Source organism: Verrucomicrobiia bacterium (assembly GCA_026414565.1).
GTDB lineage: Bacteria > Verrucomicrobiota > Verrucomicrobiia > Limisphaerales > Fontisphaeraceae > Fontisphaera.
Genome location: JAOAIT010000049.1, coordinates 38,508 through 60,738, shown reverse-complemented (window position 1 = coordinate 60,738; position 22,231 = coordinate 38,508). Strand labels below are relative to the sequence as shown.

Annotated in this window: 15 protein-coding genes; 5 read left to right on the top strand and 10 right to left on the bottom strand. The window is 63.1% G+C overall.

Annotation, left to right across the window (positions count from 1 at the left end; translation table 11 throughout):
- Positions 1–27 precede the first annotated feature (27 nt).
- Entirely contained in the window at positions 28–3,750 is a 3,723-nt protein-coding gene (locus tag N3J91_11385) for a S8 family serine peptidase (protein ID MCX8157030.1), read from the top strand.
- An 18-nt stretch (positions 3,751–3,768) separates the two neighbouring features.
- On the opposite strand, the gene N3J91_11380 is transcribed toward N3J91_11385, so the two are convergent.
- The 7 genes from N3J91_11380 to N3J91_11350 all read right to left on the bottom strand — a co-directional run bounded on the left by N3J91_11380 (position 3,769) and on the right by N3J91_11350 (position 10,299).
- The gene (locus tag N3J91_11380) at positions 3,769–4,551 is read right to left on the bottom strand and encodes a phosphate ABC transporter ATP-binding protein (GenBank protein ID MCX8157029.1); all 783 of its coding nucleotides are present in this window, start codon (positions 4,549–4,551) and stop codon (positions 3,769–3,771) included.
- Entirely contained in the window at positions 4,548–5,315 is a 768-nt protein-coding gene (locus N3J91_11375; GenBank protein MCX8157028.1) for a phosphate ABC transporter ATP-binding protein, read from the bottom strand. The genes N3J91_11380 and N3J91_11375 overlap by 4 nt, the downstream gene beginning before the upstream one ends.
- 13 nt (positions 5,316–5,328) lie before the next feature.
- Positions 5,329–6,288 carry a phosphate ABC transporter permease PstA gene (pstA, locus tag N3J91_11370; GenBank protein ID MCX8157027.1) on the bottom strand — a complete coding sequence of 320 codons (960 nt, stop codon included), beginning with the start codon at positions 6,286–6,288 and terminating at the stop codon, positions 5,329–5,331.
- 5 nt (positions 6,289–6,293) lie between these two features.
- Positions 6,294–7,226: a phosphate ABC transporter permease subunit PstC gene (gene pstC / locus N3J91_11365; GenBank protein ID MCX8157026.1), complete on the bottom strand. Its 933-nt coding sequence runs from the start codon at positions 7,224–7,226 to the stop codon at positions 6,294–6,296.
- Positions 7,227–7,264: 38 nt separating this feature from the next.
- Entirely contained in the window at positions 7,265–8,167 is a 903-nt protein-coding gene (locus tag N3J91_11360; protein ID MCX8157025.1) for a phosphate ABC transporter substrate-binding protein, read from the bottom strand.
- Positions 8,168–8,193: 26 nt separating this feature from the next.
- The gene (gene phoU, locus N3J91_11355; GenBank protein MCX8157024.1) at positions 8,194–9,282 is read right to left on the bottom strand and encodes a phosphate signaling complex protein PhoU; all 1,089 of its coding nucleotides are present in this window, start codon (positions 9,280–9,282) and stop codon (positions 8,194–8,196) included.
- A 210-nt stretch (positions 9,283–9,492) separates the two neighbouring features.
- A complete protein-coding gene (locus N3J91_11350; GenBank protein ID MCX8157023.1) occupies positions 9,493–10,299 on the bottom strand; it encodes a hypothetical protein in 807 nt (268 codons plus the stop codon).
- A 126-nt stretch (positions 10,300–10,425) separates the two neighbouring features.
- Between N3J91_11350 and N3J91_11345 the strand changes: the two genes are divergently transcribed.
- The gene (locus tag N3J91_11345) at positions 10,426–12,753 is read left to right on the top strand and encodes a cation-translocating P-type ATPase (protein MCX8157022.1); all 2,328 of its coding nucleotides are present in this window, start codon (positions 10,426–10,428) and stop codon (positions 12,751–12,753) included.
- Here the strand turns inward: N3J91_11345 and N3J91_11340 are convergent.
- On the bottom strand, positions 12,750–13,223 hold the full coding sequence (locus N3J91_11340; GenBank protein MCX8157021.1) for a DNA starvation/stationary phase protection protein: 474 nt from the start codon (positions 13,221–13,223) through the stop codon (positions 12,750–12,752). The genes N3J91_11345 and N3J91_11340 overlap by 4 nt on opposite strands.
- Positions 13,224–13,380: 157 nt before the next feature.
- Between N3J91_11340 and N3J91_11335 the strand changes: the two genes are divergently transcribed.
- From N3J91_11335 to cysS, 3 genes are all read left to right on the top strand, one after another.
- Positions 13,381–14,841 carry an undecaprenyl/decaprenyl-phosphate alpha-N-acetylglucosaminyl 1-phosphate transferase gene (locus tag N3J91_11335; protein MCX8157020.1) on the top strand — a complete coding sequence of 487 codons (1,461 nt, stop codon included), beginning with the start codon at positions 13,381–13,383 and terminating at the stop codon, positions 14,839–14,841.
- Between the two features lie 93 nt (positions 14,842–14,934).
- Positions 14,935–18,495: a right-handed parallel beta-helix repeat-containing protein gene (locus tag N3J91_11330; protein MCX8157019.1), complete on the top strand. Its 3,561-nt coding sequence runs from the start codon at positions 14,935–14,937 to the stop codon at positions 18,493–18,495.
- An 84-nt stretch (positions 18,496–18,579) separates the two neighbouring features.
- Positions 18,580–19,995: a cysteine--tRNA ligase gene (gene cysS / locus N3J91_11325; protein MCX8157018.1), complete on the top strand. Its 1,416-nt coding sequence runs from the start codon at positions 18,580–18,582 to the stop codon at positions 19,993–19,995.
- A gap of 21 nt (positions 19,996–20,016) precedes the next feature.
- On the opposite strand, the gene N3J91_11320 is transcribed toward cysS, so the two are convergent.
- The gene (locus tag N3J91_11320) at positions 20,017–21,318 is read right to left on the bottom strand and encodes a molybdopterin-binding protein (GenBank protein ID MCX8157017.1); all 1,302 of its coding nucleotides are present in this window, start codon (positions 21,316–21,318) and stop codon (positions 20,017–20,019) included.
- An 84-nt stretch (positions 21,319–21,402) separates the two neighbouring features.
- The gene (locus N3J91_11315; protein MCX8157016.1) at positions 21,403–22,230 is read right to left on the bottom strand and encodes a phosphatidylinositol-specific phospholipase C/glycerophosphodiester phosphodiesterase family protein; all 828 of its coding nucleotides are present in this window, start codon (positions 22,228–22,230) and stop codon (positions 21,403–21,405) included.
- Position 22,231 lies beyond the last annotated feature (1 nt).

The following is a 22,231-nucleotide window of genomic DNA, read 5'->3' as shown; positions in this document are numbered from 1 at the left end:
ATGCGATGGTCATGGTTCACAAGGTGCTTGAGGGGCCCGGGCCTGGGAGGCCTGCTCCTGGGGCTGGCGGGCCTGCTGGGGGTGTCGGCCGCCCCGGCCTGGCGGGAGGACCGCCTGCTGGTGCGTCCGCGGGAGGATGTGGCCCAGGCGCTCTGGGCCGAGGGAGTGGGCCGGATGGGCTTGAGAATCCACCGCCAGTTTGCCGGCCTCGGGGGGGTGGCCGTGGTGGCCTTGCCCCCCCACCTGCGGGCGGCCGACGTTCTGCCCCGGCTCCAGGCCACCCGTTGGTTTGAATTTGTGGAGCCGGACTACCTCCTGCGCCCGGCGCTCACCCTGCCCAATGATCCCCGGGTGCTGGACGGCTCGCAATGGGCCTTGCACAACACGATGGGCGATGCGGATCTCGACGCCCCGGAAGGCTGGGACATCCAAAACAGCGCCTCCAATATCATTGTCGCCATCGTGGACAGCGGCATCCGGTTGACCCATGAAGATCTGGCGGCCAACCTCTGGATCAACCCCCGCGAAATCCCCGGCAACGGCCGCGATGATGACGGCAACGGCATCGTGGACGACCTTCACGGCCTCAACGCCATTGGCAGTCCCAACTCCACCAACCTGTGGGACGACCTGGGCCATGGCACCCACATCGCCGGCATTATCGGCGCGGTGGGCAACAACGGCCTGGGCGGCGCCGGGGTGGCCTGGCGCGTTCAGCTCATGATTTGCAAGTTCATGGACGGCAGCGGCAACGGTTACATCTCCGATGCGGTGGAGTGTTTCGATTACGCCCGCCTGAACGGCGCGCGGATCATCAATGCCAGTTTTGGCACCACCGAGTACTCCTCCGCCCTGGATACCGCCATCAGCGCCTGCCGCAGCGCCGGCATCATCGTGGTGGCGGCCTCGGGCAATGATGGCGCCAACAACGACGCCACCCCCTTTTATCCCGCCAGTCTGGGTGTCCTCCGCAACCGGGATAATGTGGTGGCCGTGGCGGCCACTGATCGCTATGACAACCTTGCCTCGTTTTCCAACTACGGCAGCAACACCGTTCACCTGGCCGCCCCCGGTCAGAGCATTTTCTCCACCTACCACCTTGCCGACAACAGTTACGTTTTCCTGAGCGGCACCTCCATGGCGGCTCCACACGTGGCCGGCGTCCTGGCGCTCCTGCGGGCGCGGTATCCCATCGAGCATCACACCCAAATCATCCGGCGAATGCTCGACGCCGTGGACCGCCCCCCTGCTCTGGCCGGCAAATGCCGCAGTGGCGGGCGGGTGAATCTCTGGCGGGCGCTGGCCAACTATCAAATTCTGAGCACCAACTACGCCTGGATTTCCCTGACCAACGCCCAAACATTGCCCCTCAGTAATGATACCGTCAGCGCGGCGCTGCCCCTGCCTTTTGTTTTCAACTGGTACGGCCGCAATTTCACCGAGCTTTATGTGGGCGCCAATGGGCTGCTGGGCTTTTCGCCCGCCGGTTTGCACCTGGCCACCAACACGGACCTCAGCAGCGCCGCCGATCCGGTTTATGTGCTGTGCCCCTACTGGGATGATCTAAATCCCGCCAGCGCCGGCTCCGTCACGTGGGGCATCCGCGGCGAGGCCCCCCACCGTCAGGTCGTTGTCAGTTGGAATGGCGTGCCCCGGGCCAGCTCGTCCAGCACCCGGCTGACGTTTCAAGCCGTGCTCGATGAGGCCACCCAAACCGCCCTCTTTCAGTACCAGGAAGTTCAGCCCAACCGCATCCTTACCGGCGGCGGCGGACGCAGCGCCACCGTGGGCATCCGGGGCAACGGCACGCCCGAAGAAGCCGCCCGCTACACAGTCAATGGCACGCCTTTCACGCTGGCCAACCAGACCGCCCTCCTCTTCGTGCCGCTGGCCACCCCGGCCGCCGAATTGACGCCCGCCACCCATCTCGTGGCAGGCGGCCCCGCCGGCGGTCCGCTGGCGCCCCAAGCCGCGCATTACGAGCTGGTGAACCTGGGCAACACGCCCCTGCCCTGGTGGACGGACAAAAATGCCGACTGGCTTGAGATTAGTCCCACCAACGGGGTGTTGCAGGTGGGCCAGCGCCTGCCCATCACCTTAAGTCTTGCCGCTGCCGCCCAAACCTTGCCCGCCGGTCAGCACACAGCCCTGGCGCGGGTTTTCCTCGCCGGTCAAAGTTCTCCTCTTGCCGCCCGCACCGTCAGCCTGACCATCCTGGGCACCAACGCCGCTCTGACCGTCAGCCCGGAATTGCCCTACACGGCCAGCGGATACGAAGGCGGTCCCTATGCGCCCGCGACCTTTGTGTACACGTTGATCAACACCGGCGATGCCGCCACCGTGTGGCTGGCGCAAACGGACGCGCCGTGGCTCGACTTGTCCCTCACCAATGGCCAGCTCCCAGCCGCAGCCAGCGATATTTTGACGCTCACCTTGAATGCCGCGGCCACGCAGTTGCCCCCGGGCCTGCATACCGGCCAGGTCAACCTCATCAACCTCAGCGCCGGTTCGGCTGCACTGACCCGCGCCATCGTGCTGGACGTCGCCGCCCGCCCGGGATTGCTTGTCGTCACGCCCGATTCCGGCCTGAGCGGTGAAGGCCTCACCGGCGGCGCCCTGAACCCCGCCCAAGGTTTTTACCTCTTGAGCAATACCGGGCCCCATGCTCTGGCGTGGCAGGCCACCCTCTCCGTGCCGTGGGCGGAGATCGAACCCGGCCAAGGGACGCTGGCGGCCGGAGAAACCGCTCAAGTTGCAGTGAGATGGACCACCAACGCAGCGGCCTTGGAGCCGGGCGACTATCAGGGCACCCTTGCTTTAGCCAACCTCACCAGCGGCGCCGGCAACACCCTCCGGCCCCTGAGTCTTCGAATTTCCCCCCAGCCCGGCCGGCTGGTCATTGCCAGCGCGGGGGAAAGCCCTCTGTGTCTCACGCACACCCGCGGCGAGCCTCCCCCCCAGGCACCCCTGTCGCTGGTCCTCAGCAACGCGGGCGGCACCGCCCTGGTCTGGAGTGCGGAGGAAGCGGAACCGTGGCTCGCCACGGAACCCGCCGACGGCCAGCTTGCCAGCGGCCAAAGTGTGGAGTTGCAACTCAGTCTCCTTGCCGAAGTGAACCACCTGGCGCCGGGCACTTACACCAATGAAGTGCGCCTGCTCAGCTTGAATGGCAGCTCCCAAACCAACTTGGTGCCTGTGACGCTGGAACTTTTGCCCGCGCCCGGCCGACTGGCCGTGCTCACAGCGACGAATAGCCACCAATTTCACCGTTTTTCCGGCGGCCCGGCCTGGCCGCCAGCCCTAACCCTCTGGCTCACCAACCACGGCGACTTGTCGCTGGAGTTTTCCCTCGAGGCCGGAGAAAACTGGCTGCTGGCGCAACCGGCCGCCGGCAGCCTAGGGCCGCAGGGCATGACCGGGGTGGAACTGCAGCTTTTCCCCCACAACCTGCCGGCCGCCGGGGAAACCGCCACCAACTGGGTGGATGTTTTGCAGGCGACGCAGTTGATTGCGCGCCTTCCCGTTGAGTTGAAGACATGGCCCTGGCCTCAAGTGGACTGGACACAGGCAGAGGAGGTGCTGCGAATTTACGTGCCGGCCCTGCCGGACAAACCGGTCATCTTGGAAGTCTCGTCTGACTTCCGCGAATGGACGCCGGTGATAACCAACACCTCCCCGGCTCTGGAGAGTCTGTTCTGGGACATCCGCCCCGCTGAGCACCAGCAGTATTTCCGCCTGCGGCTGCCCTGAGCGGGAACGCCGCGCCGCTCAACCGTAACGGCCCTCGATGTATTCGGCCGTCTTGGGATTTTTCGGATTGAGGAACACCTGCTCGGTCCGCCCGTGCTCCACCAGCTCGCCCATGAGCATGAAGATGCACTCATCGCTGGCGCGCCGCGCCTGCATCATGTTGTGGGTCACGATGACAATGGTGTAGCGCCCGCGCAGGGTGAACATCAGCTCCTCGATGGCCCGCGTGCCCTCCACGTCCAGGGCGCTGCACGGCTCGTCCATGAGGATGATTTCCGGTTTGAGCGGGAGCAGGCGGGCGATGCACAACTTCTGCTGCTGCTCCAGTTGCAGGCTGGTGGCCTTGTGATCCAGGCGGTCTTTGAGATCATGCCACAACCCCACCTCGGTCAGGGCCTTTTCCACCGCCTCATCCATCATCGAGCGGGTCAACTGCTCCTTGGGCAGGTGGATGCGCAGGCCAAACACCACGTTTTCATAGACGCTGATGGGCAGCGGATTGGGCCGCTGAAACACCATGCCCACCGACTTGCGCAGCTCCACCAGGGAAACGTCCGGGTCATAAATGTTTTTGCCCAGGATTTTGATCTCCCCCGTGGTGGTCACATAGCCATAGCGTTCATTCACCCGGTTGAAGCATCGCAACAAGGTCGTCTTGCCGCAGCCCGACGGGCCGATCAGCGAGGTGATGATGCCGTGCTTGATGTCCACATTGACATTGATCAGCGCCTGGAACTTGGCGTACCACAAGTTCAGATTGCGCGTGGTAATGCTGTAGGGACTGGTGACGGCGGCGCTCATCCAAAAACTCCGTTGATGTAATCGTACGTTTTGCGATTGGCCGGGCGGTCCGAGAAGATGACCTCGTTGCGGTCCAGCTCGATGATCTCGCCATTCCAGAGGAACATGGTGCGATCGGCCAGCCGCCGGGCCTGCTGGGTCAGGTTGGTGACCAGGATGATCGTGATCTCCTTGCGCAGCTCCTTGAGCACATCCTCGATGCGCATGGTGGTTACCGGGTCAATCGCAATGGAAAACTCGTCCAGACACAGAATTTCCGGCTGATGGGACAGGGCGCGGGCAATGGTCAGGCGCTGCTGCTGCCCGCCGGAAAGCTTGGTGCCCAGGCTGTCCAGGCGGTCCTTCACCTCGTCCCACAAGGCCGCCTGCCGCAGGCACTTCTCCACCATCGCATCCAGCTCGGCCTTGTTGGTGAGGCCGGCGCAGCGGGGCGCAAACGCCACGTTGTCGTAGATGCTCAGCGGCAGCCCCACCGGCAAGGGCGCCACCATGCCAATCTTGCGGCGGAGCGCGTAAATGTCCTTCACCTTGCGCACATCCTCGCCGTCCACCTTCACCGTGCCGCTCACGTGGGCATTGGCCACAAAATCAATCGTCCGGTTCAGACAGCGCAACAGGGAGGTCTTGCCGGATTGGGCGGGGCCGATGATGCCCAAGATCTCCCGCTCGTAGATGTCGAAGGTAATGCCATGGATGACCTCCTTCTTGCCGTAGGACAACCGGAGGTCCTGCACTTCGACGCGTTTGTTTCGAGACTCGCTCACAAGCCAATCGGGGTTACCACTTTTTCCGCGAACGCAGATACACGCGCAAGGCAATGGCCGTGGCATTGACCATCAGCACCGCGCTCAACAACACCACCGCGGTGGCAAACTGCATGGACTCCTTCACATCCGGCACCTGGGTGGACAGCGTGTACAGATGCATGGAAAGGGCCATGCATTGCTCGTTGAGGTAGTAGGGGAACAGGCTGCCGCGCTCCACCGCCTTGTAAAACGCCACCCCGGTGAACATGATGGGCGCCGTCTCCCCCGCCGCCCGGCTGACCTGCAGAATCACGCCGGTCAGGATGCCGCTGATCGAGTTGGGCAGCACGATGCTCTTGATGGTCTGCCAGCGCGTGGCCCCCACATTCCAGCAGGCCTCCCGGAAAGCCATGGGCACCGAGGCCAGCGCCTCGCGGGTGCTGGCGATGATCACCGGCAGCGTCATGATGGCCAGCGTCAACGAGGCCGCCATGATGGACAACCCCATTTGGGCCGCATATACAAACGCTCCCAGCCCGAAGAGCGCGTGGACAATGCTGGGCACGCCCGCCAGGTTGATGACGGCCAGGTTGATAATCCGGTTGAACCAGTTGTCTTTGGCGTACTCGTTCAGGTAAATGGCCGCCATGATGCCAATGGGCGCTGACACCGCCAGCGAGATGACCACCAGATAAATCGTCCCCACCAGCGCCGGCCAGATGCCGCCCTCCTTCATGCCTTCACGCGGGATGTCGAGCAGAAACTCCAGACTCAGGGAGGGCCAGGCCCGCTCAATCAAATAACCAATGATCAACAACAGCGGCACCACCATGGCCAGGGACATTGCGCCAAAAACCCATTTGGCAATTTTTTGCTTCTTGAGTTTCTCGCGCACCAGCGGCGTCTCGGTGAAAAGCTGGCTCGACGAAACCCCCGGCACTTCCGCAGCGGGGCCGGGGGGCGGGGTCGGATTGGCAGACGGCTCGGTCATGCTCCTCAACCTTTCTTGCGAATGCCGCGCACCACGAGGTCCGCGGCCAGGTTGACCACGAAGGTGATGCTGAACAACAGCACCCCGGTCAAAAACAGCACCCGGTAGTGCGGCGAACCGGCCGGGGCCTCGCCCAGTTCGGCGGCAATGTTGGCAGTCAGCGTGCGCACCGAATCCAGAATGCTGTGGGGAATGTGCACGGCATGGCCCGTGGCCATGAGCACCGCCATTGTCTCACCCACGGCCCGGCCCACGCCGAGCAGCACCGCCGCCAGCAGGCCGTTCTTGGCCGCGGGAATCAACACCCGGTACACCAATTGCCACTGTGTGGCCCCCAAGGCCAGCCCGGCTTCCCGGTAACTGTCCGGCACCGCCTTGAGCGCGTCCTCGCCGATCGAAACAATGATGGGCACACTCATCAGCGCCAGGATGATGGCGCCGTTGAGCATGTTCACGCCCACCGGTGCGCCGGTGAGTTTCATGATGATCTTGCTCATCACCGTCAGCCCGATGAATCCCCACACCACGCTGGGGATGGCCGCCAGCAGCTCGATGATAATCTTCAATGCCTCCTTGGTCTTGGGGCCGCAAAACTCACTGACAAAAATGGCCCCGCCCAGCCCAAACGGCACGGCAATGAGCATGGCCAGAATCGTCACGCTGAAGGTGCCCACCGTCAGCGCCAGCGTCCCGTAGCGCACATTGACCGCCGAGGTGGGGTACCACTCCGTGCTGAAGAGGAATTGCGACAGGCTGAAGTCCTTGCTCACCAGAATGGGCGCGGCCTCCCGAAACACGAAGAAGAAGATGGCCAGCACGAAGATGATCGCGCTGACCCCCGCCACGCGGATGATCCATTCCAGGCCTTTTTCACCATAGATGGCCCAGGCCGGACGTGCAGGACGCCGTTGAGCCTTCTGGAGGGCTGTTGCTTCCATGGAGTGGGTGCGCGATAGAGGCTACGTCGGACCGGCCGTCAGGGTTTCTTAACCCATTTTTCCTTGGGCAGAGGCACGTAGCCCGTCTTCTGGACGAGCATTTGCCCCGGCTCGCTCAGGATCCAGTCCAGATAATCTTTGATCGCCCCCGTCGGCTCACCCTGCGTGTACAAATGCAGTGCGCGGGCAATCGGATAGGTCCGATTCAGCGTGGTTTCCACCGTCGGCGCCACGCCATCCACCTTAAGCATCTTGACCTTGTCCGTGGCATAGCCCATGCCGCTGTAACCAATGGCCGTCGGCGTGTTGCCCACCAGCTCCACCACCTCCTTCGAGCCGTTCATGTCCCGTGAGCCCAGCTTGAAGTCCTTGTTGTTGAGCACATGCTCGCGGAAGAACTCATACGTTCCCGAGCTGGACTGGCGGCTGACACGCACGATGTCATCGCCGCCGCCGGGGATGGTGACCCCCAGTTGGGACCACTTGGTGATCTTGCCGCCTTCCATGTAAATCTGGGCCAACTGCTCGGTAGTGATGTTTTCCAAGGGATTGCTCTTGTGCACAAAAATGGCCAGGGCGTCATATCCCACCGTGAATTCCTTCGGTTCCTTGCCTGTGTTTTTCTTCATCTGCTCCACTTCCGAGGGTTTGATGTCCCGGCTGGAGTTGGCAATGTCCACCGTGCCCTTGATGAGCGCCGCAATGCCCACGCCCGAGCCGCCGCCGCCCACCTCCACCTTCACTTCGGGGTGGACTTTTTTATACGCCTCCGCCCAGGCCTGGGCCAGATTGACCATGGTATCGGAGCCGCGGTTTTGGATGGTGACCCGCCCCCCGCTGCCGCTGGAATCCGCCCGTTTGCAGCTCAAGCCGGTGAAGGCCAGCAGGCCAGCGCATAAAAAGGAACCGAGCGCCGTCGTTGTTAGAGTATAGGATTTCATAAGCCTAGATGATTGTTTCCCAAGGTTTAAGCTGATTTTACCGTTGTCTCGGAAGGAATCTCATGTCCCAAAATGGCCTGCACCAAATCCCGCACATGCACTTCCACATACTGGTAGGCCGCCTCGTAAGCAGCCCGCACCTCTGCCTCGTTTCCCTTCACCTTGGCGGGATTGTCCAGCAGCCACTCAAAGACTACCACCTTGGCCGGCAACCGCGCCAGCGCCGCTCGCGCCTCCGGCGTGAACAACACCACCACCTGGTAAAACTCGAGGTTGGGCACGTGCGCCAGGGAAACCGGTGTCTGGCGGACCACCGGCAGATTTTTTTCGGCCAGAAAACGGGCTGTGGCCTCTGAAATCGGCTGCGGGTTCAACCCGGCGCTGGAAAATAAAAACTTGTCCAACTTCAGGGCCGTTCCCACCCCCTCGGCCATCCGGCTCAGGCAGGCATTGTCCTCGTCCACAAACAACACCCGGAAAACGTCGCTGGTCTTGTGTTTGGCATATTCGCCGGTGACCATGTAGATGACTTCTTCGCAGATGTTTTTGCTCTGGTCGGAGACCCGCTCGTAACGCCGGACAATGGTGGAAAGGGGATGCAGGGCCTCCAAGGGGATGCGTTTGTCGGCCAGCCAGCGGTTGATTTCCTGAATCAGTTGATCGCGCAACGCATTGACGCTGGCCTCCGCCTCGATGGTTCTGCGGGCCAGCTCCACATTTTGATCCAAAAAGGCCCGGACGGCATCGTGCACCATGGGAATGGCCAACTGCGCGATTTCCGTCAGCCGCGGGGCCAGAAAATCCAGCTTCAGCGGGGCCAGTTTAAGCATCTGCCGGGCAATGCTTTCGGCGTAATCCCCGATGCGCTCCAGCTCCTGATTGATTTTGATGGTGACGTAGGCAAAGCGCAAGTGCCCCGCCGCCGGTTGTTGCCGCACCAGAAACTCCAGGCAGAGCCGGTCCACCTCCCGCTCCAAATCATCCACCGTTTGATCCCGCAAAATGACCAGATAAGCCAGTTGCCGGTTGTTTTCCTGCAAGGCCTTGAGCCCATCCGTCAAGGCTTGCCCCACCAGACCGGCCATTTGCATGACCTTGCTTCGGATACGTTCCATGTCCCGTTGCAGGGTCTCTTCATAATGACTTGGCATAAACACGAAGGTTGGTTTACGTGATGAATGTTACATTGCAACGTCGAAAAGGAAACATAAATGTAACATCACCGCCCACCAGTGGTTTCTGTGTTTGATCCCATTTGCAGCAGGAAAAAAACACCTCGCCTCCCAGAAATCTTCATCCCTGACAGGCCGGACTGAAACGCACCTTCAGGGTTTCTTCCCGCTCTTGGGCCGGGCAAAGGCACGGTCGGTGAACAGAAAAATGTTGCGGGTCTCCGCCGTGACAATCCATCCCTCGGCGGTGTAACAAATGCCCTCAATGTGCCGGTCCTTGAACCGAGCCATCAATGGCGTCTGCCCCACGCTTGCCGCCGGGCGGCCTGCAACCTCGAAGACATAAACGCCGTTTTTGGCCGCCACTCCCAGCCAGCGTCCATCCGGGGAAATGTCCGCGCCGGTCACCGGGGAAGTAATAGCCAAAGCCCCCACCTTTTCGAGCACCAGGGGTTGACCCACGGCTTTCAGCGGAAACCGGTACAACTCCGCCGGCGCATCGTCAAACACCTTGGAGATGACGTACCCGTAACCGTCATAAATAAAGAGGCTTTCGCAATCAAACGGCGCGGCGGGAAATCGCAAACGCCAGGTTCTGGTCACCTGCAGGGGATGCTCCGGCCGGGACAAATCGGGCTCGGGGATTTGGTGCACCGCCAGTTCATTCCGCTGGGCTTCATTGTTACCAATGTCTCCCAAATAGAGATGGCCTTGATGATCACTGGCAATGTCTTCCCAATCCACCACTGCCACATTCTCAATCACATATTGGCGTCCATCCCGTCCATCCCGTCCCACCAGGTACAAGACAGGGCGATGGCCGTCGCTGTGCATCCAGAACAGATTGGTGCGTCCCCGCACTGGCGCCACCCCCGAGCATTCCCGCAGCCCCACCGGGTCAATAACGCCCACCTGGAAAATACCTTTGGCCACCTCCTTGTCGGCTGCGCACGATATCATGACTGCCAAGCTGTACACTGCCAATATCCAGCCGGGCCGCCAGCCGCCGATTGCAACATGGACCGCTTTGTGCATATTGTTACCTGCCCAATTTAACACGTCGGGCGCGTATATTTCGACAATTTTATGTCGGCAACCTCGGTTAATGGCGTTGGGACCTCTTCCGCCACAGCGTTTTTGGTGGAAGGCATGACCTGCCAGAATTGCGCCCGAAAAGTGCAACAGGCGGCCCAAAGTGTCCCCGGGGTGGCCTCCGCTGCTCCCCAAATAGCCGGGGGCAGGCTCACCGTCCGTTGGCAGCCGGGGGCTGCGCCCAACCCGCAGGCCGTCATCCTGGCCGTGCGCCAGGCTGGTTATGGCATTCAAGCGGCCTCGGCTTTGGGCCAAGCCGAAGCGGGTACATCTCCCTCCGGGTCGCCGGCGGGCGAGGCTGCTGGTTTTTGGGCTGGCTGGGGGGCCAATGTCTGGCTTGGGGGCACGGTCACCCTCGTTTTGCTGGGCGGCGAGTGGCTCACCCACTGGGGCATGGAGCGCTGGTTTCAATGGCTGGCACTGGTACTGGCCAGCCTTGTTCAATTCGGCTGCGGCGCCCGTTTTTATCGGGCGGCCTGGCGACAGTTGCGGGTGGGGCAGGCCAATATGGATTTGCTGGTGGCCCTGGGGTCCTCGGCCGCTTATGGCTTCAGTGTGTGGGGCCTGGTGACCGCTTATCCCGGCCATCTCTATTTTTTGGAGGCCTCCGCCATCATCACGCTCATCAGTGTGGGACACTGGCTGGAAGCTCGCACCTCGGCCAAAGCCGCGTCGGCCTTGCAAGGCCTGCTCCAGTTGGCGCCCCCCACCGCTCGCGTCCAGCGCCAGCTCGCCGAGGTGGAAGTGCCGGTCAGCCAGTTGCGCCCCGGGGATACCGTCGTCCTGCGCCCGGGTGACCGGGTGCCGGCCGATGGCCAGGTTTCCTTCGGGGAGAGCACGGTGGACGAATCCATGCTCACCGGGGAGCCGCTGCCGGTGAACAAGCAGCGCGGAGACAGCGTCTATGCCGGCACGCTGAATCAGTCGGGCCGCCTGCTCGTGCGCGTTCAGGCCACGGGTGAACAAACCGCCCTGGCTCACATCATTGCCGCCGTCGAGCGCGCCCAAAGCAGCCGCGCCAACATTCAACGCCTCGGCGATCGCGTCAGCAGTGTGTTCGTCCCCGGGGTGGTGCTGGTGGCCGTGCTCACCGGCTTGTGGTGGGGATTGAATTATGAATCGGCCAGTGAGTTCAGCCGGCAGATGGCCCGCCATCTCTGGCCCGCCCTAGTCCCTGCGACGGCGCTGGCGGCCGCCATCATTCAAGCGGTGGCGGTGCTCATTGTGGCCTGTCCCTGCGCCATGGGACTGGCCACCCCCACCGCCATCATGGCCGCAGCCAACGTTGCCGCCACCAAAGGCATTCTCATCCGGGACGGCCAGGCCCTGGAAAAATCCGGGCGCATCTCCATGGTCATCTTCGACAAAACCGGCACCCTCACCCGCGGCCAGGTGACCTGTGCCGGGGTCTTGGATTTGGGAGGCGGCCAGTCCCCCCTGCCACCGGTGGCCGAAATGGCGGCCGCGCTTGCCCGCTCTTCCAGTCATCCCCTGAGCCAAACCATTGCCCGGCTGTCTCCGCAGGCACAGTTTCCGCTGGACCAGTGGCAGGAGCTGCGCGGCCAAGGTGTGCAAGCCCTCTGGCCTCCCAGCTCGCAAGTGTTGCGCCTGGGTTCTTTGGCCTGGCTCCAGGAGCAAGAGGTGGACTTATCCCCCGCTGCCGCTTTTGAAAGTCACTGGAGCAGGCAGGCGGCCACCGTGGTTGGCCTGAGTCTGGATCGCCAATTACTTGCGGCCTTTGCCCTGCAGGACACGTTGAAGCCCGGGGCCGCGGATATTGTGGCCCAGCTTCAACAACAGGGCAAAAAAGTGGGGATGATTACCGGCGACCATCCCCACACCGCCCGCGCCATCGCCCAGGCGGCCGGCATCCCGGAAGCCCTGGTCTTTGCCGGCGTGCGGCCCGAGCAGAAGGCCGGGGTGCTGCGTCAATTACAGGCGCAAGGGGAGAAAGTGGCTTTTGTGGGGGATGGCATCAATGACGCCCCCGCCCTCAAACAAGCCGATTTGGGCATCGCGGTAAGCCGCGCCAGTGACGTTGCCCGCGAGGCGGCCGACCTCCTGCTCCTGCAATCCGATCTGGCCGCCGTGCCGCTGGCCCTGGCCCTCGCTCAAAAAACGCTGCGCACCATCAAGCAAAATCTTTTCTGGGCATTTTTTTACAATGCCGCAGCCATTCCCCTGGCGGCCCTGGGTTTCTTAAGCCCGGTGCTTTGCGCTGCCACCATGGGGCTGAGCGATCTGATTGTGATCGGCAATTCGTTGCGGCTGTACCGCTGGCGCCCACAATTTTCCAGCCGCTCCCAACCCTCCAGACCTTAGGACTTGAGGAAACTTTCCAGCATCCAGACCGTTTTTTGATGGAGGGTGATCCGCTGGATCATCAAGTCCTGGCTTTCCATGTCATTGGCCTCCCCGGCCAGATCGCGCGCTTTTTCCGCATCCGCGATGAGTTTCCGGTTGGCCTCCAACAGCCGGCGGACATATTCCTCCTGACTGAGCGGCGCGGAAAACTCCTTCATGCCGGCGGCTCTGGCAAAGGCGGTCAGCCCGCTCATGGCATAGGCGCCCAGGGCGCGAATCCGCTCGGCAATCTCATCAATCGCCGTGAACAGCTCCTCGTATTGGGTTTGAAAGGCGGTGTGCAGGGCAAAAAAACCGGGCCCTTCCACATTCCAATGGGCGGCATGGGTGAGCGCCATCAAGGCGTAGGAATCGGCCAGCACTTGATTGAGACTGTCCGCCAGAGCGCCCTTGGGCGTGGCCTTTGTGTTTGCAGTATTTTTTTTCATAATTATTTCCTCTTGCACCAGTTGTGCTTATAGTGTCATAGGGCAGTGGAGCGGTCAAATCCTGTTAAGCTGAGCCGCAAAGTTTCCGACATCCTGATTGACGCGGGTCTGCTCCTGGCGGTAACAAAGGGCGGGTTGGGCAGCAACGCGTAGGCGCATGGGAAATTATAAGACATATCTGGGGCTGTTGGCTCTGGCCTGCGGCCTGGGTTTGTTGCTCACCCCGATAGTCCGCTGGCTGGCTTCACGCGCCGGAATCCTGGATCATCCCGGCACCAGAAAAATCCACCATCGCCCCATTCCCCTGCTGGGCGGGCTGGCCGTGGCGCTGGCCATGTGGCTGCCCATTGCCGCCCTGTGGATGTATGACAACCGCGTGGCCAATTTGCTGCGGGCGCAGGAGGCGGCGGTGCTCCAAATCTTGTTGAGCGGTGTGGCAATGCTGCTGTTGGGGATTTATGACGATTTGAGAGGACTCAATGCCCGCAAAAAACTCATGGCGCAACTGCCCGTGGCGGTGGCGCTCGTGGTGTCGGGCGTGGGTTTCCAGTCCATCACCATCCCCTCCCTGGGCAGCGTTTCTTTGGGGTGGGCCGGTCCCCTGCTCACCCTCCTGTGGCTCATTGGCATCACCAATGCCATCAACCTGGTGGACGGTATTGACGGCCTGGCCTGCGGGGTGTCTTTCTTCGCCGCCGCCACCATCGCGGCCATTTCCATCTACAATGACAACACCGTGGGCGCGGTCATCATGACGGCACTGGCAGGCGCCTGTCTGGGATTCCTGCCCTACAATTTTAATCCCGCCCGCATTTTCTTGGGGGACACCGGCAGCCTGTTTTTGGGCATGACCCTGGCTGTCAGCGCGCTGGTCACCTCGCAAAAAGGCACGCTGGCCGCCTCGCTGCTCATTCCGGTGTTGGTGCTCGGCTTTCCCATCATTGACACCCTCCTGGCCATGGTGCGCCGGGCGGTGCGCGGCAAGTCCATGTTCAGTGGCGATGCCGGCCACATTCACCACCGCCTGCTGGCCCGTGGCCTGAATCACCGGCAGGCCTCGATTATTATTTATGGTTTCTGCCTGCTTTGCGGGCTGGTGGCCCTGGTCACGGTCATGGAAAACAGCGCCGGCATGGCGTTTGGGTTTGCGGCGCTCTTTGTGGTGCTCTTTGCCGGCCTGCGCGCGCTGGGCTATTGGAAGGCCTTGACCCAACTGGGGAGAACTCCGGAGCGGCTCCATTTCAAACTCCTGTATCACGTGGCCGAAGCCGCCCGCTGCAAGCTGGCCCTGGCCACGGAAATCGAGCAAATCCCCCAAATCCTGCAATCCGTCTGTGTGGAGTATCAGAAGCCGGGCTTCAAAATCTCCTGGCCCGGCAACGGCCATCACCAGGGCGGCGAGCATCTCTGGCTGGCCCCCGGCGTGGATAGCCTCCACAGCCTGCCGGTGGAAACCCACGAGTTCACCGACACGGGGATGAAACTGGAGTTTTATTTGCGGCGCCGCGACGATCAAGACGAGCTGCATCTGGAAAAACGCAACCTGCTCAGCACCCTGGCCGAGGCCGCCAACCAGCGGTTGGCCTTCCTGCTCAAATCACCCCCTCCACCATCCTAGGCGGCCGGTGTGGCGGCCCCATCTTTGCCCGCGCCGCTGGGACATCAGGTTTTTATCGTCAATCCTGCAGGGAATTGCCATGCTTGGCCCCGTATGCGCACCCTGGTCTTGATCAACCTCGCGGCGGGCATGGCCATGTCGGCATTGACTGCCTTGGGCGCGGGTGACTCGTCCAGCCTCGCCGCCTGGCGGAAATTTGCCAACGGCCTGGCCAGTCAACCCGACGTGGAGCGATGCTACCTGTTTGACAACCTCACCCCGCAATCGCTGCAAATCCCGGAGGCGCGCGGGGGCGCGCCCCTGCGTTTTCAAGCCGCGCCCGCCGCCGGCCAGACTGCCAACACCCTGCAAATCGTTGAGGGCCGCTGGCCGGGCAAAACCGCCGTGCGCCTGGATGCCGGCGCCCTGGTGGGGCCGGCATTCAACCCGACCAATCGCGCTTTCACCGTGGCGGGCTGGTTTCGCAAAAACGGTCCCGGCGCTCATCGCGGCAACAACCAATCGCCCAACGGTGGAGTTGTAGGCACCGGCGATGGTTACTGGTCGGGTTGGCGGGTTTATTCCTCCTACCCGCAAAAAAACGCGAGCTTTGAAATCGGCCGGCCCCAGCCTTCCAGCGCCCGGAGTTTATCCGGCGGCCTCTGGCCGGATGGTGTCTGGGTGCATCTGGCGGCCACGTGGGACGGCCGGGAAATGCGCCTGTATCTGCATGGCGATTGCGTCGCCGCCACGCCTTATGACGGGGCCTACACCCCCGCCGCCGGCAACGCCTTCCGGCTGGGTTACTTTAACGCCGGCATCGGCTCCCTGGTTTTGGAGGTGGACGAATGCACGATTTACCGCCGCGCCCTGTCCGCCGCCGAAGTGCTCGCGCTGGCGTGGTGGTCCCATCCCCTGCCCGGCAATGCGGCGTCAACTTTGGAAGCCGCCCGTCTCGCCCTCGCGCGCAAGGAATACGCGGCGGCCGAGCTTGCCTTGAGCCGGTTACCTGCCACCCCGGCGCCTCTGCAAGGATTGGCCGGCCTGCGCCGGGCCGAGGTGTTGCGCCTGCAAAACCAGCCCGCCGCGGCCGCGCATCTGCTGCTCCAACTCACGCAACAGGCGCCGCCACCACTTTCCGCCACCGCCCTGGAATCCTTGCGCCGCATTTTTATGGAAGCCGGCGCGCCGGACTTTGGCGCCGCCGTGGCGGAGCGCATTTACCGCCTGCCCGACTTGAGCGAACGCGAGCGGCTGATGGCCCGGCGGGCTTTGGCCCAGGCCAGCCGCGAGGCCGGCCAGTGGCCGGCTGCCCTTGAGCATTACACCGCACTGGCTCAGGCGCCTGCAGCTTCGCCGCGTGAACGCTGGGAGGCGCGGATGGCCTTAATCCATACGCATTTTGAGGCCCGCAATCATACCGCCGTCCGGGCGGAGTGCCAGCGGCTGCTGGGCGAGGCGGAGGCCCCCGCCCTGTTCAAAGGCCTGGCGCAAATGCGCCTGGCGCAATCCTTCGAGCGCGAGAAACAATATGCCCGGGCGCTGGAGGAATATCGCAAACTCGAAACCCTTCCTGATGTGCCGGCGCATTGGGTGGCGGAAGCCCGGCAGGCCATGACCGAGATCAGCCGTCTGCAGCGCGGCCTGCCCGCCTGGGATGCGGAAGCCACGCGCACCCCGCCAGCCGAGCTGCCCCAACCCGGCGCGGTTTTCTATGTGGCCCCCCAGGGCAGCGATGCAAATCCGGGCACGGCGGCCAAACCCTTTGCCTCGCTTGCCCGCGCTCGCGAGGCGGTGCGCCAGCTTAAAAGCCAGGGCCAACTGCCCGCGGGCGGAGTGACCATTCTCGTTCAGGGCGGCGAATATGCCCTGCGGGAGCCGTTTCGGCTGGAGGCCCGGGACTCCGGCCAGCCGGGCCGGCCCATTGTGTACCGGGCTGCTCCCAACCAAAAGCCGCGGTTTGTCGGCAGCCAGGCCTTGAGCGGCTTTACGCCGGTAACGGATCCGGCCTTGAAAGCCCTTCTGCCGGCGGCTTCCCGCGAGCAGGTGCTGCAATGCGATTTGCGCGCGCTGGGCCTGACCAACTGGGGCGCCGTGACCGCCTCCGGCCGCCGCGCGGATCTGTATTTCAACGGCACGCGCCTGACGCTGGCCCGCTGGCCCAACACCAACTGGGTGCAGGTGGGCAAGTTGCTCGGGGGCACCAACACCGCCATGAGCATCCATGCCCGCCGCGGCAATCGGGAGGGACGTTTCACTTTTGATTTTGACCGCCCGGCGCGCTGGCAACAGGAGCCGGAGATCTGGCTGCATGGCTACTGGTTCTGGGACTGGGCCGAGGATTACCAGCGCGTCGCCGCGCTGGATCTGACCAACCGGAGCATCACGCTGGCCCCACCCGCCGCCAGTTACGGCTATCACGAAGGCCAGCCCTACTACGCCCTCAACCTCTTCGCCGAAATTGATCTGCCGGGCGAATGGTACCTGGACCGCACCATCGGCCGGCTTTATTTGCTGCCTCCCGGCAAACTGGCCGGCGCGCGGGTGACCTTCCCGCTTTTGGACGGCCCCATGGTCACCCTGACCAATGTGGCGGAAGTCGCCCTGGTGGGACTGCAATTCGAGGAGGGACGCGGCGACGGCGTCATCCTCAGCGGCTGCACCAATGTCAGCCTGCTGGGCTGTAGCGTGGCCCGTTTTGGGGAAAACGGGGTCATCATCCAGGGCGGCACCCAATGCACGCTTTTTGGCTGCGACATTTTCACGCTGGGCCGCAATGGCACCATCGTCCGCGGCGGCGACCGGCGCACCCTGCAATCGGCGGGCCATCTGGTGGAAAATTGCCACATTTATGAAATGTCGCGCTTCAAGCCCACGTACACGCCGGCCATTCTGGCCGAAGGGGTGGGCATCCGCCTCCGGCACAACCGCCTGCACACCTGCCCCAGCAGCGCCATGCGCATCGAGGGCAATGATCACCTGATTGAGTTCAACGAGGTCTTCAATGTGGTGCGCGAATCTGACGATCAGGGCGGCGCCGACATGTGGGGCAATCCCACCTACCGCGGCGTGGTGTACCGCTACAATTTCTGGCACCACATCGGCAACCCGCGCGAGGTGGGCCAGGCCGGCATCCGGCTGGATGACGCCATCTGCGGGGTGCTGATTTACGGCAATATTTTCTACCGGTGCGCCGAGGGGCTGTTTGGCGGCGTGCAAATCCACGGCGGCAAGGACAATATCGTGGACCACAACCTGTTTGTGGACTGCCAGGCGGCGGTGAGTTTCTCCGCCTGGGGCGCGCGGCAATGGAAAGAATTTCTCGACCGCCCGGAAATCCGGCGTAAAACCTCGGCGGAGGTGGATTTGCTGTCGCCTCCCTACGCCACCCGCTACCCCGGCGTGGCCGACCTGGAAAGCCATGCCGACCGCAATTACATCTGGCGCAATGCCGTCATCCAGTGCCGCCAATTCCTGCTGCGCAGCCCGGCGGTGACGGAGCTGCTGGACAACTACATCAGCGCCCGGGATCCTGGTTTTGCCAATCTGGCCCGGGGGGATTTTCGGCTGCCCGATCGGGCCGTCCTCTACGACCGCCTGGTGTGGCGTCCCCTGCCGGTGAGCGCCATGGGCCTCTATCCCCATCCCCTCCGCGCCAGTGCTCCGCCTCCTTGAGCCGGCGCGGCGGCCCCTCCTGCACTTTCCGCTTGGCCTGCCCGCAAAGGGAGGGCTAAGCTCGCCGGCGTTTGAGGACGCTCCATGGGATTACGTTTGTTTAACACCCTCACGCGCCGCGTCGAGGATTTTAAGCCGCTGGATCCGGCCGGCCGGCGCGTGGGCCTTTATTGCTGCGGGCCGACCGTCTATGACCTGGCCCACATTGGCAATTTCCGCACCTTTGTCTTTGCGGATCTGGTCCGCCGTTACCTCGAATTTCGCGGGTACGAGGTCACCCATGTCATGAACATCACGGATGTGGAGGATAAAATCATCCGCCGGGTGCGCGAGACCGGCCTCAGCCTCAAAGAGTACACCCGCCGCTACGAGGAGGAATTCTTCCGCGACTTTGAAACCCTCCGCTGCCGCCGCCCCCACCACACCCCCCATGCCACGGATCACATCCCGGAAATGCTGGCGCTCATCGAGAGGTTGATGGAGCGCGGCATTGCCTATCGGGCGTCCGACGGCTCCATCTATTTCAGCATCGAAAAATACCGTGGCTGCGGCTGCTGCTATGGCCAACTGGTCAAACTGGACCTCGAGCAGCTCCGCCCCGGGGAGCGGGTGAGCCATGATGAGTACGCCAAAGAGTCCGTGGCTGATTTTGCCCTGTGGAAAGCCCGCGTTCCGGAGGACGGCGACGTCTTCTGGCCCAGCCCCTGGGGCGAGGGCCGTCCCGGCTGGCACATCGAATGCAGCGCCATGAGCATGAAATGGCTGGGTCCCTCCTTTGATCTGCACCTCGGCGGCGAGGACTTGATCTTCCCGCATCACGAGGACGAAATCGCTCAAAGCGAGGGGGCCGCCCTGCAACCGCCCGGCCGGCGCTTTGTCCAATACTGGCTCCACGGCGCGCATCTGCTGGTGGAAGGCCGCAAGATGAGCAAATCGCTTGGCAACTTCTTCACCCTGCGCGATCTGCTGCAAAAAGGTTTTGACGGGCGCGAAATCCGCTACCTCCTGCTCACCGCCCACTACCGCGAGACCTTCAATTTCACCCTCGACGGCCTGGCCGGGGCGCGCACCGCTTTGGGGCGATTGGATGAATGCCTGGGCAAATTGCGCGAGCAGGCGGCCGCAGCCCAGGAGGCGCCGGAGGAAGGACTGATGCAGGCTTTTACGCAGGCGATGGATGACGATCTCAACATCGCCGCCGCCTGGGGCGCGGTGTTTGAGTGGGTGCGCGAATGCAACCGCCTCCTGGCAGCCCGGCAAATGACGCCCGCCCGCGCCGCCGCCGCCCTGGCGGCGTGGGAGAAGGTGGACCAGGTGCTGGGCGTGAGCGCCGCCGCTGAAATTCAAATCCCGCAGGAAATCATGGAACTCGCCGAGGCCCGGCAGGCCGCCCGCAAAGCCCGGGACTTCGCCCGGGCCGATGCCCTGCGCCAGGAAATGAAAAACCGGGGCTGGGTGGTGGAAGACACCCCCAAAGGCCCCAAATTGAAACCCGCCTGATCCGCAGTTGGCCGGCCTGCTTCAGGGCAGTTTTTTCCACAAAAAGCCCATGATTTGGGTCACCAGCGCCGGCTGGTTTTCGGCGCCCGTGCGGAACACAAAGTTCTGTTCCACCCAGCGCCCGCCCGGCGCTTTCAACCCGGCCGTCAAGGTGGCGGAGCCGCTGCCCGCCGGCTGCGCCGGGCCCACCACCAGCACGCACTCCGTCCCCGCCAGCTTGGCGGCCGTCTCCGCCGCCAGTTTGAGACGCTCCGGCCCGGCAGTGGCAGCCTGCCATTGCGCGGCAGGCATATTCAGGCCGCGCCACAGAGCCGCCTCTTCCATGGCGGTCCAACCCTGCGCCAGCGCCTCGCCAGCGCCTGGTGCGCGCCCCAAAGCGGCCATCACACTGCCGCCGCTGCCCATTTCCACCACCGCCAGCCGCCAGCCCCGCTCCTTCAACTGCCGGCAGATCACCTCCTCCAGGGTCTCCGGGCCAAAGGCATAGATGTTGTCACCCAAAACCTTTTTCAACTGCTCCTTCAGACCCTCCAGGGCCTCCCGCGCCGCCGCGGAATCCTCCGGCAAGGTAAAGGTGAAATCCACGCGGCTGCCGTCAAAGGTGCTTCCCACGATCAACCCCGGCGGCAATTTGATTTTTTGCTTCATGGTGTGGTCAATTTGCGATTGCCCCACCCCCAGGAAACGCACCATGAGGCTGCTCGCCCGCGCCCGGATGCCATAGTGCTGCATCAAAAAAGGCACCAACTGCTCGCGCACCATGGTCTGCAATTCACGCGGCGGCCCTGGCAGGGCAACAATGTGTCCCTCCGCCAGATCAAAAATCAGCCCCGCCGCCGTCCCGACACTGTTTTTCAAATAGCCCCCGCGCACCGGCACTTCGGTTTGCCGCCGCAGGTTGGGCCGCAGCTCGCCCTCGGGCGTGCCAAATCGCCGCGCCATGTCGCGCAGCAAGTCGGGGTTTTCCTTCAAGGCAATGCCAGTGCAGCGCGACAACGTCTGACGGGTAATGTCATTGTCCGTCGGCCCCAGCCCGCCGGTGACAATGACCAGATGGGCCTTGTTGGTGGCGTGCCCCACTGCCGCCATCAGATCCTCATCCAGATCATCCACGATGCTCACCCCCACGCATTTCATGCCCAGCGGCAAGAGCGTCCGGGTGATAAATGGCGTGTGCGCGTCGGCCAGCGCCCCTTCCAACAACTCCCCGCCAGTGATGATGAGATAGAAGCTTCGCTGCGTGGTCTCGGCGGGCGCCCCAGCCCCCAACAGCGGCGCCAGGAGCAGCCCGGCCACACCAAAAAACCAACTGAGCTTGCGCATAGTTTCACAATGTACCCGCACCCCGGCCCTTGGCCAGCGGGAAAGCGTCCCGCCGGCCCGCGGGCCTCAGGGGAGGAGGTCGTCCTACGGGTTGAGAAAATCCCGCAACTCGGCCAGCTTGTCGGTATTGAGCAGATCCACTCCTGCGGCGCGCAATTCCCGCCACACCTCCGGCCGCTCCGGCGTGGCCCAGAACCGGATGCGCCGGCCCTGGTCGTGCGCCTGCCGCACCAGGCGTTGCAACTTCTGCCGCTCTTCGGGGGGCATTTCGCCTGCTCCCCGCCAGCGGAAATGCAGGGTCCAATTATCACTGATCAACGGCATGAGATGCGGGGAGGCATTGCCCTCCAAATCCCCCAACCGCCCATCCAGGGCCACATACCGCTGCGCCTCTGCCGCCACCATGCGGGCTGCCCGGTTGCCCGACAACACCACCATCACCGCCCCGGGCACCGTGCTGGTGGGCGTGAAGCGCGTCAACATATTCGTGTAACCTTCCAGCACTTTGCGCAATTCGGCATAGGTAGCCTCCGCCTCGGATTTCACGTCAATCATCAACGTTACCGTCGGCCCCTGCGGATACACCCGCCCGCCGTTTTCGCGCACGCGCTCCCGCAAGGGGTCCAAATACAGTTTCTGAAGAGTGCGCTCCGGCTTGACATCGCGCCGGTTGTGCGCCACCAGGAGCTGTCCGTCCACCAGCCAGATGTCCGCCTCCACGCTGCAAAATCCGTGCGCCAGGGCGTCGAGCAAAGGCCGTTCATGCTCATAATCATTGTGGGCATGGGCCTGTGGCAGCGGCCTGGGCCCTTCGGCCGTCCTGGCTGGCTGCGCGGCAATCACGGCAAGGCCCAGCACCATCAAGAGCCGGACTTTGCAGAAAACCATGACCGTTGCTGATTTGGCCTTCATG